The organism is Kitasatospora sp. NPDC023176 (assembly GCF_055560495.1).
In genome coordinates this window covers 19,426-37,085 of sequence record NZ_JBVHIP010000008.1, presented here as the reverse complement: position 1 = coordinate 37,085, position 17,660 = coordinate 19,426, and the positions used below count along the sequence as shown (strand labels likewise).

Below are 17,660 nucleotides of genomic sequence, written 5' to 3'. Positions count from 1 at the left end.
GTCGGCGGGTCACCCGGCTGGCCCCGGCGCCGGGGCGGGGGCAGGCTGGAGGGGCGAAGGACGGACCCGGCCCGGCCGCGCCCGCGGTCCGGGGCGCGCCGGGACCGGCCGAGGAGACGGGAGCCCGCGATGACCGACATGAGCGCACGCTCCGAGGTGAGCACCGACCGCGAGGAGGACGTCCGCGCCGCGGATCCGGAGGAGGGCATCACCTCGATGCAGAACCTGCACGCCCAGGACACCTCCCAGGCGGAGGGCGACTCCATGCTGGACGAACCCGACGCGAACAGCTGACCACCCGCCACACCGATCCGACCGCCCGGCGGAACCGGGCGGTCCTTGCGACCGCAGGTGTCGCTGCCCGGGTGGCGGCTCACCGGCGGGGGAGGATAGGCGCATGACCGAACGCGATCAAACCGACCGCCAGACCCGGCCGCCCGCGGACCCGCGCACCTCGTGGGCGACCTGGACCACCCAGTCCATCATCAGCGGCCCCGGCGGGGTCACCACCGCCGAGGTCGGACCGATCTCCGGCGACCTCACCCTGCACACCACGTGGGTGGACGGCGAGGCGCGGCTGACCGTCCAGTACACCGGCGCGCTGGACTGGTACACGGTCTCCGGCAGTCCGGTGGCCGCCGCGGACGAGAGCACCGCGCGGGCCATCCACCAGGCGATGGTGAACGGCGTCAAGACGGGGCGCGGGGCCGTCGCCCCGCCCCCGGCCCTCGGCGGCTGAACCCGCCGATCCGCGGATTGCCCGGCCCCCTGCGCCCGGCCGGTCGCGACCGGCCGGGCGCGGCCAGGCGCGGGCGGGAGCGGCCAGGCGCGGGCGGGCTACTCGGCGTTCTCCGCGCCCTACTCGGTGATCTCCACGCCCCGCCAGAAGGCCACCCGGCCCCGCACCTGCTCGGCCTCGGGCTTCGGATCGGCGTAGTACCAGGCGGCGTCCGGGTTGGTGTGCCCGGCCACCTCCAGGGTGTGGTAGTTGGCCGTGCCCTTCCAGCCGCACACCGTGGTGGTGTCGGAGGGCCGCAGGAACTCGGCCCGGACCGACTCGGCCGGAAAGTAGTGGTTGCCCTCGACGACGACGGTGTCCGCGCTCTCCGCGACGACCGTTCCCTGCCAACTCGCTGTGGTCATGGAGCGATTGTGCCCCACCGACCGGTCCGCGGCCGGTGCTTCGAGGGGAAACCGGATCTCACCGCGGGCTCACGGCAGCGGGTGGGCGTGCACCGGCAGGTGCGGACTCTGGTGGCCGCCGCTGGCCAGCATCCGGACCTCGCCCGCGTCGCTGATCTCGGCCCGGACGATCCCGCTGGCGTCCTCGTACACGGGGTGCCCGCCCGGGCCCTTGGCACTGGTCCGGGTGACCACGACCACGTCCTGTGGGGCCTGGGTACCGGGCGTGCCGGGGAAGGTGAGGGCGTAACGGTTGGCGGGGTTCATCACCGGCTCCTGCTTCTCGGCGGCACGTTCTAGGGCGTGTCTTGTGGATCTTGTCGGATAGGCCGCGGCGTTGGGGTGCGTGCATCGCAAGGCGGAGGTGGGGGCACCTCCCGGCCGGAGGCTGGGGGCGGAGCCACTGCGGTGGGGGCACCTCCCGGCCGCCAGGCTGGGGGCCATTGGCGACCGACGACAACGCGGCGAGGTGCGTGCCCCAACGCCGCGGACCCGGCAGTGATCCGCAAGACACGCCCTACGCCGTGACCTCGGCGGCCCGGGCGTGTGAGCCGCGGACCTCCAGTTCGTCGAGCAGGCGGGCGGTGGCCTCGGCGACCGCGTCCACCGCCCGGTCGAAGGCCTCGCGGTTGTGCGCCGCCGGGGCGCGGAAACCGGACACCTTGCGGACGTACTGCAGCGCGGCGGCGCGGAAGTCCTCCTCGTCCGCGTCGGGCGTCACGGGGGGTCGCAGCGTCTTGATGTTGCGGCACATGCCCCCAGTCTCGCGCGCCGCGGCCGACGAGGCGAGCCCCTTCCGGCGCGGGACCCCGATTCGTCACACGGGCCTCACGGGGACGTCATCCGGCCCGATTAGGATTCCCGACGAACGAATCACCCCGCAGCGCGCCCTCCCGGGCGCGGGCATCACCCCGGAGCCACCCCCTTGCCTCTCGCGCTGTTCGCGCTGGCCGTCACCGCTTTCGCCATCGGCACCACCGAGTTCGCCGCCATGGGGCTGCTCCCCCAGGTCGCCGACAGTCTGCACGTCTCCATCCCGCAGGCCGGCTGGCTGATCTCCGCGTACGCGCTGGGGGTGGTGATCGGCGCGCCGCTGCTCACCGCGCTCGCCGCCGGGAAGCCCCGCAAGACGGTGCTGGTGGCGCTGGCCGCACTGTTCGCGACCGGCAACCTGCTGTGCGCGCTGGCGCCCGACTTCTGGACGCTGGCCGCCGCCCGGCTGATCACCGGGCTGCCGCACGGCGCCTTCTTCGGCGCCGGGGCGGTGGCCGCCGCCGAACTGGTGGCCCCGGACCGGCGGGCCCGGGCGGTGGCCGTGATGTTCTCCGGGCTGACCGTCGCCAACATCGTCGGCGTCCCGGCCGCCACCCTGCTCGGCCAGCACCTGGGCTGGCGGGCGACCATGCTGGTGGTGGTGCTGATCGCCGCCGCCGGGACGCTCGCCATCGCCCGGCTGGTGCCGGCCCTCCCCTCCCCCGCCCAGTCCGGGCTCCGGCACGAGCTGCGGGCCTTCCGCAGCGGGCAGCTGTGGCTGGCGCTGGCCACCGTGGTGGTCGGCTGCGGCGGCATGTTCGCCTGCTACAGCTACATCGCGCCGCTGCTCACCGAGGTCTCCGGGTACGCGACCGGCTCGGTGACCGGGGTGCTGGCGCTGTTCGGGGTCGGGATGACGATCGGCAACGTGCTCGGCGGGTTCACCGCCGACCGGGCGCTGCGCCCGACGGTCTGCGTGTCCTTCCTGCTGCTCTCCGCGACGCTGGCGCTGTTCGCGGTGACCGCGCACGCCCGCTGGTCGGCGGCCGTCACGGTGGTGCTGATCGGGCTGTTCGGCTTCGCGATCGTCCCGGCGGTGCAGACCCTGGTGCTGCAGAAGGCACGCAGCGCGCCGACCCTGGCCTCGGCGACGGTGCAGGGCGCCTTCAACCTGGCCAACGCCCAGGGCGCGTACTTCGGCGGGCTGGCGCTGGACGCCGGGCTCGGCTGGACCTCGCCGACCCTGGTGGGCGCGGGCCTGGCCGCCTCCGGCGCCGTGGTCGCCCTGCTGGCCTGGGCGGCCGACCGGCGCCCGCCCGCCCCGGTGCCGGTGGAACCGGCCGCGGAGCGGGCGGACACGCGCCTGACGACGGCGCTCCAGGGCCTGTCGTCGAACGCCCCGCAGGCGGGAGTCTGACGACAGGCGCCAGGTCAGGACGCCTGGAGGCGCAGCTCGGTGAGCGCGGCCGGGCGGGAGGTCAGGCCAGCGGGGCCTTGGTGCGCAGCACCTCGATGAACGCCCGCAGCCACGCCGGGTGGTCGGGCCAGGCGCGGGCCGAGACCACCACGCCGTCCACCACCGCCTCGCCCTCGACGAACTCGGCGCCCGCCGCCTTGATGTCGGGGGCGAGCGCGGGGTAGGCGGAGGTGCGGCGGCCGTCGAGCACCCCGGCGGCGGCGGTGATCAGCGGGCCGTGGCAGATCTGCGCGACCGGCTTGTCGCCCGCGAAGAAGTGCCGGGCGATCCGCTGGACGTCCGGGTCGTTGCGCAGGTACTCGGGGGCCCGGCCGCCGGGGATGACCAGGGCCACGTAGTCGGCCGGGTCGACGTCGGCCAGGGCGATGTCGGCGGGCCAGGTGTAGCCGGGCTTCTCCGTGTAGGTGTCATAGCCGTCCACGAAGTCGTGCACCACGAACTGCAGGCGCTTCTTGGTCGGGGCGGCGATGTCGACCTGGTAGCCCTCCTCGCGCAACCGCTGGTACGGGTAGAACACCTCCAGTGACTCGGCGGCGTCCCCGGTGACGAGCAGGATCTTCGCTGTCATCCCCGACATCCCTCCATGTGATCGATCATCAGTTCCGGTACGGGCCCGGGGCGGTGGCGGCCGGGCGACGGCCCGGTCCAACCTCCCGTACCGGCCGTGCCGTTGGCAACTGGGCGCACCGGGCGTACGGCAGCGCACGATCCGGCTCGCGCGCCGGTCGGAAACCGTGCGCGCCGGGACCGGGGCGGGGTACGGCGCCCGGCTGCGGAGCCCTCGCGACCGAGGCCTAGACTCTCGTGCTGCCCACCCACCGACCGTCCACGTCCCGTCCACCAACCGTCCACCGACCGCCGCCACACTCCAGTCGCACCGCCGCCGCACCGCCGCCGCACCGCAGTCGCCGCACTGCCGGTCCAACCCGCCTCCGGAGGAGCCCATGCCCGACCACGCCACCTACCTCGTCCTCCCCGGCTACCAGAACTCGGGCCCCGAGCACTGGCAGACCCGATGGGAGGCCGCCGAGCCGACGGCCTTCCGCCGGGTCGAGCAGGCGGACTGGGACCACCCGGAGCAGCGGGACTGGGTGGCCCGGGTGGACGCGGCGGTGGCCGCCGCCGCGGGGCCGGTGGTGCTGGTCGCGCACAGCCTGGGCTGCGTCACGGCGGCCCGGTGGGTGGCCGGCGCCCCGGCCGAGCGGACCGCGGCCGTGCGGGGCGCGCTGCTGGTCGCCCCGCCCGACATCGACACCGCCGAGGTGCCGGAGCTGCTGGGCTTCCGGCCGGTGGCGCTGGAGCCGTTCCCGTTCCCGACCGTGGTGGTCTCCTCCACCGACGACCCGTGGGTGAGCCCCGGGCGGGCCCGGGAGTTCGCCCGGGCCTGGGGCGCCCGCTACGTCGAGCCGGGAGCGTACGGGCACCTCAACTCGGACTCCGGGCTGGGCGACTGGCCGGAGGGCCGGAAACTCCTTGCGGAGCTGTGACCGGATGACCGGGGGGACGATGAACGAGCGCGGGAACCACCGGCCGCGACGGAGCCGGCGCACCCTGATCCGGGTGCTGCTGGCCGCCGGGGCGGCGGCCGTCCTGCTGTACACCGAGGGCCAGTGGGAGAGCCGCTCGGGCGGCCTGATGCTGGTCGCCGATCTGCTGAACCGGCCGGAGCTGCTGCTCGGCGGCGCGCTGGCCGCGCTGATCGCGGCCGCCTGGCTGAGCGACCGCCGCACCGCCGTACGGGCCGCCACCCGGGCGGTCACGGTGACGGCCGGGGTCGTGTTCCTGCTCGGCGTGCTGGCCGCGCACAAGGTGTCGGCGGCCGAGACCCGCAGCCGGGAGGAGGCCCCGGCCGGTGCGCAGCGGTCCCTGGTGGTGGTGCACCGCTCGTACGACTCCGGGCCGCAGACCGGTGAGCACTGGCAGGTGCTGCTGGAGAGCGGCCAGGGCTGGTCGGCCCGGCGCTGGCTGCTCGCGGACGTCGGCGGCGGGCCGGACGACGCCCGGCTGGTGGCGGCGGAGTGGACCGGGCGGACCCAGATCACCGTGGTCACCGACTCCTACCGGCGGGTGTTCAACCTCGACCAGGACAGCGGCGAGCCGGTCGAGGGGCGGTAGTCCGACGGGTCACGGCCGAGGGCGTGGCAGATCAGCGCCGGCAGGGCCGCGTTGCCCGCCTCCCGTCCGCCGACGGGCCGCGGCCCCGCCTGAGTACGGGTGCTCGGGCGGGGCCGCGGGCGTCAGTGGTCTCACTGCCCGCCGCCGTCCGGCGGGGTGGTGGCCGGGGCCGAGCGGCCGGTCTGCCCACCGGTCTGCCCGCCGGTGGCGGGGCCGGTGCCGTGCGGCCGGCCGGTGCTCCCCGGGCTCGGCGACCCGGTGCAGCCGGTCGGAGCCGGCGAGCCGGCGGTGGTGCCGCAGCCGGGGTTCGGCGTGACCGGGTCCGGGATGTAGACGGTGGTGAAGTCCTTCTCCGGCATGGTCCGGACGGCGGCGCTCATGGCCTGCTGCCAGATCGGCCCGGGGCCGGTCGCCCCGAACACCTCGGGCTGGTACTGGCCGCCGATCCGGATGTTGCGCATCGGCACCTTGGTGCCCGGGCTGCCCAGCCAGACCGAGGCGGCCAGGTTGCCGGTGTAGCCGGTGAACCAGGCGGACTTCTTCTCGTCCGTGGTGCCGGTCTTGCCCGCGATCTGGCGGTCGTCGTCCAGCCGGAGGTCCCGGGCGGTGCCGCCCTTCTCGGTCACCCCGAGCAGCACGCTGTTGATCACGTCGGCGGTGTCCGTGGACATCACCTGGTTGCAGCGGACCGGCGGCACCGGAACGTCCTTGCCGTCCACCGTGGTGATCCGGTTGATCGCCAGCGGCGCGCAGTAGCTGCCCCGGGCGGCGAAGGTCGCGTAGACGTTGGCCATGGTCAGCGGGCTGACCTCCTGGGTGCCGAGGCCGAGGGCCGGCACCTCCTGAAGCGGGTCGCCGCTCGCCTTGCCGCTCACGCCCAGCTTGTCGGCCATCTGCTTGACGGCACAGAGCCCGATCTCCTGCTCCATCTGCACGAAGTAGGTGTTGACGGAGAGCGCCATCGCCTGCTTGAGCGAGTACGGGCCCTTCTCGCTCGGGCTCTCGTTGGGGATGACCCCGTCCTTCGTGCCCTTCTTGAGGTTCTTCCAGGTGCCGTCGCAGGTCTTCGTCGTCGGCCAGTCCATCCGGTTCGGCGAGTCGTACTGCTGGGTGGGCGGCAGCCCGGCCTCCAGGGCGGCGGCGGCCACGATCGGCTTGAAGTTGGAGCCGGGCTGGAAGCCGATGCCGCCGCCCATCGCCGCGTCCACGTTGAGGTTGACGACGGTCTGGTTCTTCTCCTTGGCCAGGCCGTACGGGCGGGTCTGGGCCATCGCCAGGATCTTGCCGCTGCCGGGCTCGACCATCGTCATCGCCGCCGAGACCGGGTCGGTGACGTACACCTTGGTGGAGACGGCGTTCTGGGCGGCGGCCTGCTTGTCCGGGTCCAGGGTGGTGTAGATGTTCAACCCGCCGGTGTCCCACAGCTTCTTGCGCTCGGCGGCGCTCTTGCCGAAGGCCGGGTCCTGCTTGACCACGTGCCGCACGTAGTCGCAGAAGAAGCCCATGCCGGCCTGGGCGGTGATGCAACCGTTCTGCGGGTCCCGGTAGTTCAGGCCGAGCGGGGCGGCCTTCGCCTCCTTCGCCTGGTCGGCGGTGATGTGCTTGTTCTCCAGCATCTTGTCGATGACGGTGTCCCGGCGCTTCTGGGCCGCCACCGGGTGCAGCTTCGGGTCGTACTGGGACGGGTTCTGCACCAGCCCGGCGAGCGTCGCCGCCTCGGGCAGGGTGAGGTCCTTGGCGTCCTTGCCGAAGTAGCGCTGGGAGGCGGCCTGGATGCCGTACGCCTGGTGACCGTAGAAGGTGATGTTCAGGTAGTTGGTGAGGATCTGCTCCTTCGGCAGGTCCTCCTCCAGCTTGATGGCGTACCGCAGTTCCTGGATCTTGCGGCCGAGGGTCTTGCGCTGGGCCTCGCGCACCGCCACCGGATCGTCCCCGGCCAGTTCGACGTTGACGTTCTTCACGTACTGCTGGGTGAGGGTGGAGGCGCCCTGCACGGCGGCGCCGCTCTCCGCGTTCTTGGTGATCGCCCGCAGCACGCCCTTGAGGTCGACCGCGCCGTGCTCGTAGAACCGGGCGTCCTCGATGTCCACCTGGGCCCGGCGGATCAGCGGCGACATCTGCTCGGCGGCCAGCACCGTGCGGTCGCGCTCGTAGACCTTGGCGATCAGGCCGCCCTTGGCGTCGTAGATCTGGGTGGCCTGGGTGAGCGGCGGGGTCTTGAAGTCGTCGGGGATGCTCTCGAAGCTCTCGGCACCGTTCTTCGCGCCCAGCCCGACCGCGCCCGCCGCCGGGAGGATCAGGCCCGCCAGCAGGACGCCGCCCAGCACGCTGGAGCCGAGGAAGGTGGCCGCATGGCGCAGGATTCCGAGCGGGGTCTGACGGCGCCTCGGGCGCGGTACCCAGGTGTCGCCCGGGTCCGGGGCAGGTATGCGGCTCTTCGGTGACATAGTTCGAACATTACGGCCGTGAATCCCCACCGTGGGGGGCCTGTTGGCGAACTATTGTCACAAAATCGCGACAGGTTCGACTCATATCCGAGGGTCGAATAGGGGTTCACCCGGAAGCAAGGACCGTTCGTTCACGGTCCGTTGCCTCCGCGTGCCGTGCCCCCGTCCTCAGCTCGCCGGGGTCGCCGCGTTCGGGGCCGCCGGGCAGAACACGTCCTCGGCGGGGCGACGTCCCGTCACCAGGAAGTCCGTCACCACCGCGTCGCCGCAGGCGTTCCGGTGCGCCCGGTAGACGCCGTGGCCGCCGGCGTCCACGGAGACCATCCGGGCGCGGTCGCCGAAGGCCGCGCGGAGCTTGAGCGCACCCTTGTACGGGGTGGCCGGGTCGCGCAGGTTCTGCGCCAGCAGGACGTTCGCCGGGCCGCGGCCGGTCACCCGCACCGGCGGCTCGGCGGGCGCGGACGGCCAGAAGGCGCAGGGCATCACGTTCACCGGCAGGCCCGCGGTGAGCGGACGGGCGGCCCGTTCGGCGGCGACGTCCTTGGCGTAGCCCGCCGGGTCGGTCGGCCAACTGACGTCGTTGCAGAGGGTGCCGATGGAGGCCGCGACGCTGTTCTGCACCACCTGCTCCGGCGGCAGCACCGGGTCGGGCAGCGGCCGGCGGCCGAGACCGGCCAGCATCAGCTGCGCCAGGGCGGGGAACCTGGCGTCCGCGTCCAGGCTCTGCAGCATGGTCTCGCGCAGCACGTTGCCGTTCAGCTCGGCCGGACTGGCACCCGGCCAGGGCAGCGGCGAGTGGTCCAGCCGGGCGGCGAGGTCCAGGAAGAGCGGGCGGACCTCCTCGGGGGTGTCGGCGACCCGGTCCGGATTGCCGGGCGCCGAGGCCCACGCGGCGAAGTCCGGGAACCGGTCCTCGACCCCCTGGCCGTAGGCGGCGAGCCAGCCGCGGCCGACCCGCGACGGGTCCGGGTCGTCGTTGCTGTCCAGCAGGATCCGGTCGGTGCGCTGGGGGAACATCGTCGCGTAGACGGCGCCCGCGTAGGTGCCGTACGAGGTGCCCCAGGCGGACAGTGTGCGCTCGCCGAGGGCCTGGCGGATGCGGTCGATGTCGCGGGCCTCGTTCGCGGTGGAGAGGCTGCGCAGCACCGGGCCGCCGTTGCGGGCGCAGGCCTCGGCGACCCGGCGCTCGGTGGCGAGGTTCTCGTCGATCGAGCCGTCGGCGGCGGGCCAGGGGTGCAGCTTGGACAGGGCCAGGTCGGAGCTGTCCAGCCCGCAGCTGACCGGGGTGGAGCGGCCGACCCCTCGGGGGTCGAAGCCGACCAGGTCGAAGCGGTCCCGCACGGACTGCGGGAGCTGTTCGGCCGCGCTCGCCGGGAGGCCGAGCCCGGAGCCGCCGGGCCCGCCGGGGACGGTCAGCAGGACGCCGTGGCGCAGACCGGGTTTCGCGGTGGCGATCCGGGAGACGGCGACCGTGATCTGACGGCCGCCCGGGTCGTTGTAGTCCAAGGGGACGGTCAGGTCGGCGCACTGGAGGCGCGGGTCGCTCTGGCCCTGACAGGTCGACCAGTTGAGGCCGCCCCGGCCGGCCCGCTCCGGCTCGGCGGCGGCGGGCAGAGCGGTGAGGGCGGTGACGGCCAGGGTGGCGAGGGTGATTCCGGTGAGCTTTGTCATGCCCAAGAGTCTGCTGGGGCGGTGCACTTGGACCCATGCGGGCAGCAGGCCGGTCCGCGGTGGGGCAATCCCCCGGCGCCCGGGTGCACCCTGCGCCCGGGTGCGGCGCGCCCGGGTGCGGCGCGCCCACGGTTCCCGCCCTGCGGAGGAACGGGCGGTCGGGCGCCGATGATTTCGGGTGCTGTTCCAGCTGTTCGTTCGCGTGCTGCTGCGCGTGTCGATCCGCTTGCCGTGCGGAAGGACTGAGGAGGCGTGAGGGTGGAAGCAGGGACTCTGCACGACGGGCACGACCACGGCGGAGGTGCGCCCGCGGGGCACTCGCACGCCCACGGGCCGGCCGCGCCGGTCTCCGCGCACCTGCGCAAGGTGATCGCGGCCGTGCTGATCCCGTTCGCGGTGGCCGTCGCCGTCGGCCTGGTGGTGCTCTGGCCGGGCGGGGTCCCGGCACACCAGCACACCGGGGTCGGCTTCGACCAGCAGATCCGGCACGGCCGGGTCACCGCCGTCAGGGAGTTGCCCTGCGCCGACCTCAACTCCGCCGACCAGGGCGCCTGTCGGCAGGACGCCGTGGAGGTCACCGACGGGCCGGACCGGGGCCGGACGTTCACCGTGGTCGTCCACCCGTCCGAGCCCCGGCAGTACGAGGTCGGCGAGCAGGTCGTCCTGACGTACGCGCCGGACGCCCCGGCGGACCTCCGGTACAGCGTGGTGGACGTGGACCGCAACCTGCCGATGGGCGTGCTGGCCGGGCTGTTCGCCGTCGTCGTGGTGGCGATCGGGCGCTGGCGCGGGGTGGCCGCGCTGATCGCGCTGGCGATCAGCTTCGCCGTGCTGTCGCTGTTCATCCTGCCCGCCATCCTGCGCGGTGCGGACCCGCTGCTGGTGGCGATCGTCGGCGCCAGCGCGATCATGCTGATCGCCCTCTACCTGTGCCACGGACTGTCCGCCCGGACGTCCGTGGCGGTGCTCGGCACACTGGCGTCCCTGGTGCTGACCGGGGTGCTCAGCCTGGTCTTCGCCTCCTGGGCGCACCTGACCGGCGACACCTCCGAGGAGACCGGGCTGGTGCACGACCTCTACCCCGGCATCGAGATCCGCGGCCTGCTGCTGGCCGGGTTCGTGATCGGCTCGCTCGGCGTGCTCTTCGACGTGACGGTCACCCAGACCTCGGCGATCTGGGAACTGCGCGAGGCCGACCCGACGATGGGCGCCGGCCGGCTGTACCGGACCGGCATGCGGATCGGCCGCGACCACATCGCCTCGACCGTCAACACCCTGGTGCTCGCGTACGCGGGTGCCGCGCTGCCGCTGCTGCTGCTGTTCTCCATCGCGCACCGGACGGTGGTCTCGGTGGCCACCAGCGAGCTGGTGGCCGAGGAGATCGCCCGCACCCTGGTCGGCAGCATCGGACTGGTCGCCGCCGTGCCGGTCACCACCGGCCTCGCCGCCCTGATCGCCGCCGCCGACCACCACCGGCCCGCGGCCGTGATCGGCGGGCAGCACCGGCACGCGTAGGCGGTGGGTCAGAGCCCGAGCAGCCCCGGGTCCGAGGCGAGGGCGCGCAGTGGTTCGCGCGGGTCGGCGACCAGCCGGCGCGCCGCCAGGTCGAGGATGCCGCCCACTCCGGTGATCTCCGCGGCCAGCACGCCGTCCTCGCGGGTCAGCCGCTGCACCACCCGGAAGGTCTTGCCCTCCCGCCAGCCGAACGCGCAGCTGACCTCCACCGTGTCCCCGGCGCGCAGCTCCCGCAGGTACTTGACCGTGGTCTCCAGCACCACCGGGCCCACGCCCTTGGCGACCAGTTCGGCCTGGCGGATCCCGGCCGCCTGGAGGTACTCCCAGCGGGCGTGCTCGGCGTACTGCAGGTAGACGGCCTGGTTCAGGTGGCCCTGGGTGTCGGTCTCGTACCCGCGTACGGTGACCCGCGTGGTGAAGTCCTGATCGGTCATGCCCGCACGGTACTCCGGCCGGTCGGCGGCCACCGCGTAACGTCCGTCACGGCAGGGTGAGGATCAGCGGGCCGTCCTCGGTGACGGCGACCGTGTGCTCGACGTGGGCGGCGCGGCTGCCGTCGGTGGTGCGCAGCGTCCAGCCGTCCGGGTCGGTGGCGTAGTCGTCGCGGCCGCCGGCCGTCAGCATCGGCTCGATGGCCAGCACCAGGCCCGGGCGCAGCGGGTAACCCCGGCCCGGGCGGCCCTCGTTGGGCACGTGCGGGTCCTCGTGCATCCGGCGGCCGATGCCGTGCCCGCCGTAGCCGTCGAGCAGCCCGTAGCGTCCGGCCCGGGCCGCCGTGCCGACGGCGTGGGCGATGTCGCCGATCCGGTTGCCGACCACGGCGGCGGCGATCCCGGCCTCCAGGGCCCGCCGGGTGGCGGCGATCAGTTCGGTGTCCTCGGGGCGGGCGGTGCCGACGGTGAAGCTGACGGCGGAGTCGCCGCACCAGCCGTCCAGGACGGCGCCGCAGTCGATGCTCACCAGGTCGCCGTCGCGCAGCCGGTAGCCGTTCGGGATGCCGTGCACGACGGCGTCGTTGACGGAGGCGCAGATGACGGCGGGGAACGGCACGGGCGCGAACTCCGGCCGGTACCCGAGGAACGGCGAGGTCGCCCCGGCCGCCGCGAGCACGCCCCGCGCCACCTCGTCGAGCTCCAGCAGGCCGACGCCCGCCGCGGCCTCCCGCTGCACGGCCGCCAGCGCGTTGGCGACCACCCGCCCGGCCTCGCGCATCGCGGCGAGGGCGGTGTCCGACTTGAGTTCGACCATGATGAGCCACTCCCTGGATCCAATTCTTATACCGGTATTTGTATCACGGTCGAGCGCCGGGACACCATCCGGCGGTACACGAAGGGCCGATGCGCGACCGCCGACACCTCCAAAGGGCCTCGGACCAGCGGAAATGCGAATGCTCGCCCGGTTCCCGATCCGCTAGCGTTCGGCCGCACCATCCGATGATCTGATCACTAGGAACCCACGTGACGACCCCGCCGCTCCCCGCCGTCGACGACACCCCGCAGCCGGCCGAGCCGCTCACCCCGGAGTCCCCGCACCACGAACTCCCCGCCCCCGCCGACCCCTCACGACTGCGCCGCCTGGGCAAGCGGGTCGGGGGCCCACTCCTCCTGGTCGTGCTGCTCACCGGCGCCATGGTCGCCGTCGGCAACGCCGGCAAGTCCGAGCCCGCGGCCGCGACGGTCGGCGACTGCGTGCACGACCTCGGCGGCGGCTCCAAGCCGAACATGGAGCTCGTGGACTGCACCAAGCCCAACGCCGACTTCAAGATCACCAAGGTCACCCACGACGGCAGCGACCCGCACCCCTGCGAGTCGGAGCCGGAGAACGTCTTCGGCTCCTACTCCGAGGAACGCCAGGCCACGATCTTCACCCTCTGCCTGTCCCTGAACGCCGGCCGGCCGGGCGGCTTGGCCCCCCTCCCCAACTGGCCCGAGGACCACTGACCCGCCCACCCGGCGCAAGGGCCTAGACTCGACGGCATGGTGAGGACTCCGCTGACCCCGTGGGAGCGCGAGCGTGGGGAGCGCTTCGGGGCGCTGCTGCGCGAGGCGCGTGGTGAACGCAGCATGGTCGAGGTGGCGGCGGTGGCCGGGGTCTCGGCGGAGACGCTGCGGAAGATCGAGACGGGTCGGGCGCCGACACCGTCGTTCTTCACCATCGCGGCGCTGGCGTTCGCGCTCGACCTCTCCCTGGACCAGCTGGCCGGCGCGTGCGCGCTGCCCGAGGACGGCGAGGCGCTCTCGGCCTGACGGCGACGGCCCGCCCGGCGCGTGCTGCGCCGGGCGGGCCGTCGTCCGTGAAGGGGTGGCCGGGTCAGCCGACCGAGCTGTTGTAGCTCTCGATCGCGGGCTGGAGCTCCTTGGCCGCGTCGGCCAGGGCCTGCTGGGCGGTCTTGCCGCCCGCGATGGTCTGCTCGATGGCGGTCTCCACGCCCTTGCGGGCCTGCGGCATCACGCCGAGCAGGCAGCCGGCCGTGGCCGGGGTGGGCTTGGTGGCCTTCAGCTGGTCGATGGCCGTCTGGAACTGCGGGTATGTGCCCACCCACTCCTTGTCCTTGGGGTCGTCCAGGGACTTCGCGTTGACCGGGAAGTAGCCGGTACCGGTGTGCCAGACGGCCTGCTGCTCGGGGCCGGTGAGGAACTTCTCGAACTCCCAGGCCGCGCGCTTCTCGGCGTCCGAGTGCCCGGGGCCGCTGATCCACAGCGAGGCGCCGCCGATGACCGGGCCACCCTGGTCGGCGGCGGTGACCTTGGGGAAGGCCGCGGTACCGACGCCGAACTTGGCGGCCTCGGTGTAGCCGCGCAGCACGCCGGTGGACTCCAGGTGCATCGCGACCGTGCCGGCCTTGAAGGCGGCCTGGGCGTCGTCGGTGACCCGGCCGGTGTTGGCCGCGTAGCCGCCCTTGACCAGGTCGGCCCACCACTGGACGATCTGCGCGCCCTGGGCGGAGTCGAACACGACCTTGCCCGCCTTGTCGCTGCGACCGTTGTCCTTGTCGCAGTACATGGTGCCGGACTCGGCGAGCAGCTCCTCCACGAACCAGCCGTAGATGGCGGCGCCGAATCCGTAGCGGACGGTCTTGCCGTCGGCGTCCTTCTTGGTCAGCTTCTTGGCCGTGTCGGCCAGCTCGTTGAGGTCCTTGGGCGGCTGCGCCGGGTCGAGGCCGGCCTCCTTGAAGGCGTCGGTGTTCAGGTAGAGCAGCGGCATCGAGGAGTTGAACGGCATCGAGACCAGCTTGCCGTTGGCCGAGTAGTAGTTGCGGATGTTGGGGTCGAGGTCGGCCAGCGAGTAGCCGTCCTTGTCGGCGAAGGCCTGGGCCGGGACGGTCTGCTTGGAGTCGATCATGAAGCGGGTGCCGATGTCGTAGACCTGCACCAGGGCGGGGGTGCCCTTCTGCTGCACCGCGGCCTTGTACTTGGTGACCAGCTCGTCGTACTTGCCCTGGAACTGCGCCTTGACCTCGATCTTGCCCTGGTGGGCCGCGTTGAAGTCCTTGACCAGCCCGTTCAGCACGTCCGCGTTCTTGCCGGTCATCGAGTGCCAGAACTCGACGGTGGTGACGCCGGAGGCCTGGTCGAGCGCCTGGGCGCCGGGCGCGCCGGCGTCGGCGGAGCCGCCCGAGCCGGAGCCGGACCCACTGGATCCGCAGGCGGTCAGGGACAGGCCGGCCACCAGCAGGGCCGCGAGCGCGCGTGCACTCTTCTTCACGAGGGTTCTCTTTCTTTCCGGTGGGGAGCGGAGCGGGGACGTACGGCCGGCAGGACGGGCACCGGCTCAGCGGACGGCGCCCGCGGTCAGGCCGCGGACGATGAAGCGCTGGCCGAAGACCACCAGGGCGAGGGTGGGCAGCAGCGAGAGCACCACGCCGGCCAGGATCAGGCCCGGGTCGGCCATCTCGGAGTCGCGCAGCGAGGTGAGACCGATCTGCAGGGTCTGCATGTCGGCGGTGCGGGTGATGATGAGCGGCCAGAAGTACTGGTTCCAGGCCGACAGGAAGACGTAGATCGACAGCGCGGCCAGGGCCGGCTTGTTGAGCGGGACGACGATCCGCCACAGGAAGCGCCAGTGGCCCGCGCCGTCGATCCGGGCCGCGTCGCGCAGTTCGCCCGGCAGCTGCCGGAAGGCCTGGCGCAGCATGAAGGTGCCGAAGCCGGAGGCCAGGAACGGCAGGACGAGGCCGAAGTAGGTGTTGCCCAGCCCCCAGTCCGACAGCGTCAGGTAGTTGGGGATGATGATCGCCTCCCACGGGACCATCAGCGTGGCCAGGAACACCGCGAACACCACGGCCCGCGCCTTCAGCGGCAGGAAGACGAAGGCGTACGCCGCCAGGATCGAGGTGACCAGCTGGGCGACGGTGATGGCGGTCGCCGTGATCGCCGAGTTGGCGTACTGCCGGAACAGCGGGATGGTGTCCACCGCACCGGAGAAGTTCCGCCCGGTGACCGAGTGCGGCACCAACGCGGGCGGGTAGGAGGCGAGTTCGGACGGATCCATGAAGGCGCCGACGACCGCGTAGTACACCGGGAAGGCCACGGTGACCACGGCGACGGCGAGCAGCAGGTAGACGGCGGCGCGGCCCAGCAGGTCACGCGGGGAGCGCCCGGCGAGGGCCCGGGGGCGCGGGCGGGCGGCGTCGGCCTCGGGGCGGGCGTCGGCCGTGCTGGTCGTGCTGGTCGTGCTCATGCGTAGTGCACCTTCCGCTCCAGGACGCCGAACTGGACGGCCGTGCAGGCGAGGACGACCACCAGCAGCACCACGGCCTGGGCGCTCGCCGTGCCGAAGTCGCTGGAGCCGTAGGCGAAGGCCTTCTCGTAGACGGAGTAGACCAGGGTCCGGGTGGAGCCGTCCGGCCCGCCCTTGGTGAGGATGTGGATCTGGCCGAAACTCTGCAGTGCGTGGACGGTGGAGACCACGGTCAGGAAGAACAGGTTCGGGCCGAGCATCGGGACGGTGATCGAGCGGGCCAGCCGCAGTCCGGAGGCGCCGTCGATCCGGGCCGCCTCGACGACCTCGCCGGGGATCGAGCCGATGCCCGCCGAGAGCACCAGCACGTTGTAGCCGAGGTTCATCCAGACCGTGGTCAGGGCCACCGAGAGCAGCGCGTACCGGGAGTCGGTGAGCCAGCCGACCGGGCCGAGGCCGACGTGCGACAGCAGGCCGTTGAGCACCCCGCTGGCCGGGTTGAAGAACACCGCGAAGACCACCGAGGCGCTGGCCACCGAGAAGGCGAAGGGCAGCGCGAAGGCGGAGCGCAGCAGCCGTACGCCCCGGATCCGGTTCTCCAGGAGCAGCACCAGCACCAGCGCGCCGAGCACCCCGGGCACCACGGTGAGCAGGGTGAACAGCGCGGTGGTGACCAGCGTCCGGCCGAAGTCGGCCGAGGACAGCAGGTCGGTGTAGTGCTTGAACCCGACGTAGCGGGAGGGCGCGCCGAAGAGGTCGTTGGCGTGCCCGCTCAGGTAGACCGTCCGTCCCAGCGGATAGCCGATGAACAGGACGAAGACCACCAGGGAGGGCAGCAGGAAGGCCCAGGCGAGGCCGTGCTCACCCCAGCGGCTTCGACGGCCCGGGAGGGGCGCGGGGTGCGGTGCGGTCGGCATTGCTCGCGCGTCCGCCTTTCGTGAGTTGGTTCCGGCCGAAACCGTGTCCTGCCCGAACGACGGCGCGGGAACCCCGCGGTGATCAACCGGTGTCCTCGGGATTACGCGTTCGCGTCAGATTTCGGCCGGTCGTGCGCGCAACAGCCGTTCCCACCACGGCGGGCTGCCGTTCCCACCACGGCGGGCTGTCAGCGGGGTGTCATACCGTGCGCGGGTGAACGACACCGATTTCGACCTGCGGGCCGCGATGGCCGCAACGCCGGGTGGCCGCGACGGCGCCTGGGCACTCGTCCGGGGCTTCGCCGCACACTGGGGCGAGCCGCTGGGACCATTGGACGGCTTCACCGACGCCGAACTGGACGCGGCGGAGGAGCGGCTGGGGCTGCGGCTGCCGGCGGCCCTGCGCGAGGCGTACCGGCTGTTCGGGCGCCGGGCCGACCTCACCAGCTCCCAGGACGTGCTGCTGACGCCGGACGAGCTCCACGTGCTGGACGGCGCGTTGGTGTACCGGGCGGAGAACCAGGGCTGCGCCCACTGGGGCGTACTGCTGGACGACCTGGCACAGCCGGACCCGCCGACGGTGGCCCGGCCGGACCTCGCGGACACCTCGCAGGAGCGGTGGGAGCCCTGGGAGGAGCGCTTCTCGACGGCGGCGGCGGTGATGGCGATGAGCGAGAAGCTGCTGGAGGACGACGAGTTGAGCGACTTCCTCGAATCTCAAGCCGAACTGCCGGACGAATTCAGCGAGTTGCCGGCCCTCGGCCGGGAGTGCCGCTGGTACCAGGGCCCGGACGTCCTGGTCATGGCGGTCGGCGACGCCTGGACCGCGGTCCGGGCACGGACCCCGGAGGCGCTTGACGCGCTCTACGGAGCCGTGCCCGGAGACTGGTTGAACGGCTGAGC

Annotated in this window: 20 protein-coding genes; 9 read left to right on the top strand and 11 right to left on the bottom strand. The window is 73.0% G+C overall.

The window, feature by feature from the left end:
• Nucleotides 1-129 precede the first annotated feature (129 nt).
• Both ACZ3YL_RS14275 and ACZ3YL_RS14270 read left to right on the top strand, forming a co-directional pair.
• Complete coding sequence (locus tag ACZ3YL_RS14275) at nucleotides 130-294, top strand: hypothetical protein (RefSeq protein WP_188306299.1); 165 nt, start codon at nucleotides 130-132, stop codon at nucleotides 292-294.
• 103 nt (nucleotides 295-397) lie between these two features.
• On the top strand, nucleotides 398-739 hold the full coding sequence (locus ACZ3YL_RS14270) for a hypothetical protein (RefSeq protein WP_188306298.1): 342 nt from the start codon (nucleotides 398-400) through the stop codon (nucleotides 737-739).
• A gap of 119 nt (nucleotides 740-858) precedes the next feature.
• On the opposite strand, the gene ACZ3YL_RS14265 is transcribed toward ACZ3YL_RS14270, so the two are convergent.
• The 3 genes from ACZ3YL_RS14265 to ACZ3YL_RS14255 form a co-directional block, all read right to left on the bottom strand.
• Nucleotides 859-1,143 carry a DUF427 domain-containing protein gene (locus tag ACZ3YL_RS14265; RefSeq protein WP_188304539.1) on the bottom strand — a complete coding sequence of 95 codons (285 nt, stop codon included), beginning with the start codon at nucleotides 1,141-1,143 and terminating at the stop codon, nucleotides 859-861.
• Nucleotides 1,144-1,212: 69 nt separating this feature from the next.
• Complete coding sequence (locus ACZ3YL_RS14260) at nucleotides 1,213-1,449, bottom strand: DUF6296 family protein (RefSeq protein ID WP_188304540.1); 237 nt, start codon at nucleotides 1,447-1,449, stop codon at nucleotides 1,213-1,215.
• 250 nt (nucleotides 1,450-1,699) lie between these two features.
• Complete coding sequence (locus tag ACZ3YL_RS14255; protein WP_188304541.1) at nucleotides 1,700-1,936, bottom strand: DUF2277 domain-containing protein; 237 nt, start codon at nucleotides 1,934-1,936, stop codon at nucleotides 1,700-1,702.
• A 171-nt stretch (nucleotides 1,937-2,107) separates the two neighbouring features.
• Between ACZ3YL_RS14255 and ACZ3YL_RS14250 the strand changes: the two genes are divergently transcribed.
• On the top strand, nucleotides 2,108-3,352 hold the full coding sequence (locus tag ACZ3YL_RS14250) for an MFS transporter (RefSeq protein ID WP_465657381.1): 1,245 nt from the start codon (nucleotides 2,108-2,110) through the stop codon (nucleotides 3,350-3,352).
• Nucleotides 3,353-3,413: 61 nt separating this feature from the next.
• On the opposite strand, the gene ACZ3YL_RS14245 is transcribed toward ACZ3YL_RS14250, so the two are convergent.
• On the bottom strand, nucleotides 3,414-3,980 hold the full coding sequence (locus tag ACZ3YL_RS14245) for a DJ-1/PfpI family protein (RefSeq protein WP_188304543.1): 567 nt from the start codon (nucleotides 3,978-3,980) through the stop codon (nucleotides 3,414-3,416).
• 376 nt (nucleotides 3,981-4,356) lie between these two features.
• Here ACZ3YL_RS14245 and ACZ3YL_RS14240 point away from each other — a divergent pair, with 376 nt between their 5' ends.
• Together ACZ3YL_RS14240 and ACZ3YL_RS14235 are read left to right on the top strand one after the other, a co-directional pair.
• The gene (locus tag ACZ3YL_RS14240; RefSeq protein WP_188304544.1) at nucleotides 4,357-4,899 is read left to right on the top strand and encodes an RBBP9/YdeN family alpha/beta hydrolase; all 543 of its coding nucleotides are present in this window, start codon (nucleotides 4,357-4,359) and stop codon (nucleotides 4,897-4,899) included.
• Nucleotides 4,900-4,918: 19 nt separating this feature from the next.
• Nucleotides 4,919-5,527: a hypothetical protein gene (locus tag ACZ3YL_RS14235; RefSeq protein WP_465657378.1), complete on the top strand. Its 609-nt coding sequence runs from the start codon at nucleotides 4,919-4,921 to the stop codon at nucleotides 5,525-5,527.
• Nucleotides 5,528-5,658: 131 nt separating this feature from the next.
• Here the strand turns inward: ACZ3YL_RS14235 and ACZ3YL_RS14230 are convergent, their stop codons facing one another.
• Together ACZ3YL_RS14230 and ACZ3YL_RS14225 are read right to left on the bottom strand one after the other, a co-directional pair.
• Nucleotides 5,659-7,974 (bottom strand): transglycosylase domain-containing protein, encoded by a 2,316-nt coding sequence (locus ACZ3YL_RS14230; RefSeq protein WP_465657376.1) that lies wholly within the window; start codon nucleotides 7,972-7,974, stop codon nucleotides 5,659-5,661.
• A gap of 168 nt (nucleotides 7,975-8,142) precedes the next feature.
• Nucleotides 8,143-9,645 (bottom strand): alpha/beta hydrolase, encoded by a 1,503-nt coding sequence (locus ACZ3YL_RS14225; RefSeq protein WP_465657374.1) that lies wholly within the window; start codon nucleotides 9,643-9,645, stop codon nucleotides 8,143-8,145.
• Between the two features lie 258 nt (nucleotides 9,646-9,903).
• Here ACZ3YL_RS14225 and ACZ3YL_RS14220 point away from each other — a divergent pair, with 258 nt between their 5' ends.
• Nucleotides 9,904-11,160, top strand: a complete 1,257-nt coding sequence (locus ACZ3YL_RS14220; RefSeq protein WP_317621026.1) for a YibE/F family protein — start codon at nucleotides 9,904-9,906, stop codon at nucleotides 11,158-11,160.
• 8 nt (nucleotides 11,161-11,168) lie between these two features.
• On the opposite strand, the gene ACZ3YL_RS14215 is transcribed toward ACZ3YL_RS14220, so the two are convergent.
• Nucleotides 11,169-11,594 (bottom strand): acyl-CoA thioesterase, encoded by a 426-nt coding sequence (locus ACZ3YL_RS14215; RefSeq protein WP_465657371.1) that lies wholly within the window; start codon nucleotides 11,592-11,594, stop codon nucleotides 11,169-11,171.
• Nucleotides 11,595-11,640: 46 nt separating this feature from the next.
• On the bottom strand, nucleotides 11,641-12,408 hold the full coding sequence (map, locus tag ACZ3YL_RS14210) for a type I methionyl aminopeptidase (protein ID WP_188304550.1): 768 nt from the start codon (nucleotides 12,406-12,408) through the stop codon (nucleotides 11,641-11,643).
• 209 nt (nucleotides 12,409-12,617) lie between these two features.
• Here map and ACZ3YL_RS14205 point away from each other — a divergent pair, with 209 nt between their 5' ends.
• Both ACZ3YL_RS14205 and ACZ3YL_RS14200 read left to right on the top strand, forming a co-directional pair.
• Nucleotides 12,618-13,100, top strand: a complete 483-nt coding sequence (locus tag ACZ3YL_RS14205; RefSeq protein WP_465657369.1) for an LppU/SCO3897 family protein — start codon at nucleotides 12,618-12,620, stop codon at nucleotides 13,098-13,100.
• A 36-nt stretch (nucleotides 13,101-13,136) separates the two neighbouring features.
• Nucleotides 13,137-13,406, top strand: a complete 270-nt coding sequence (locus ACZ3YL_RS14200; protein WP_188304552.1) for a helix-turn-helix domain-containing protein — start codon at nucleotides 13,137-13,139, stop codon at nucleotides 13,404-13,406.
• A 64-nt stretch (nucleotides 13,407-13,470) separates the two neighbouring features.
• Here the strand turns inward: ACZ3YL_RS14200 and ACZ3YL_RS14195 are convergent, their stop codons facing one another.
• The 3 genes from ACZ3YL_RS14195 to ACZ3YL_RS14185 form a co-directional block, all read right to left on the bottom strand.
• On the bottom strand, nucleotides 13,471-14,865 hold the full coding sequence (locus tag ACZ3YL_RS14195) for an ABC transporter substrate-binding protein (RefSeq protein ID WP_188304553.1): 1,395 nt from the start codon (nucleotides 14,863-14,865) through the stop codon (nucleotides 13,471-13,473).
• Between the two features lie 66 nt (nucleotides 14,866-14,931).
• Nucleotides 14,932-15,840, bottom strand: a complete 909-nt coding sequence (locus tag ACZ3YL_RS14190) for a carbohydrate ABC transporter permease (RefSeq protein WP_188304554.1) — start codon at nucleotides 15,838-15,840, stop codon at nucleotides 14,932-14,934.
• Nucleotides 15,837-16,757: a carbohydrate ABC transporter permease gene (locus tag ACZ3YL_RS14185; RefSeq protein ID WP_465657365.1), complete on the bottom strand. Its 921-nt coding sequence runs from the start codon at nucleotides 16,755-16,757 to the stop codon at nucleotides 15,837-15,839. The genes ACZ3YL_RS14190 and ACZ3YL_RS14185 overlap by 4 nt, the downstream gene beginning before the upstream one ends.
• Nucleotides 16,758-16,971: 214 nt before the next feature.
• On the opposite strand from ACZ3YL_RS14185, the gene ACZ3YL_RS14180 reads away from it, so the two are divergent.
• On the top strand, nucleotides 16,972-17,658 hold the full coding sequence (locus ACZ3YL_RS14180) for an SMI1/KNR4 family protein (protein ID WP_317621027.1): 687 nt from the start codon (nucleotides 16,972-16,974) through the stop codon (nucleotides 17,656-17,658).
• Nucleotides 17,659-17,660 lie beyond the last annotated feature (2 nt).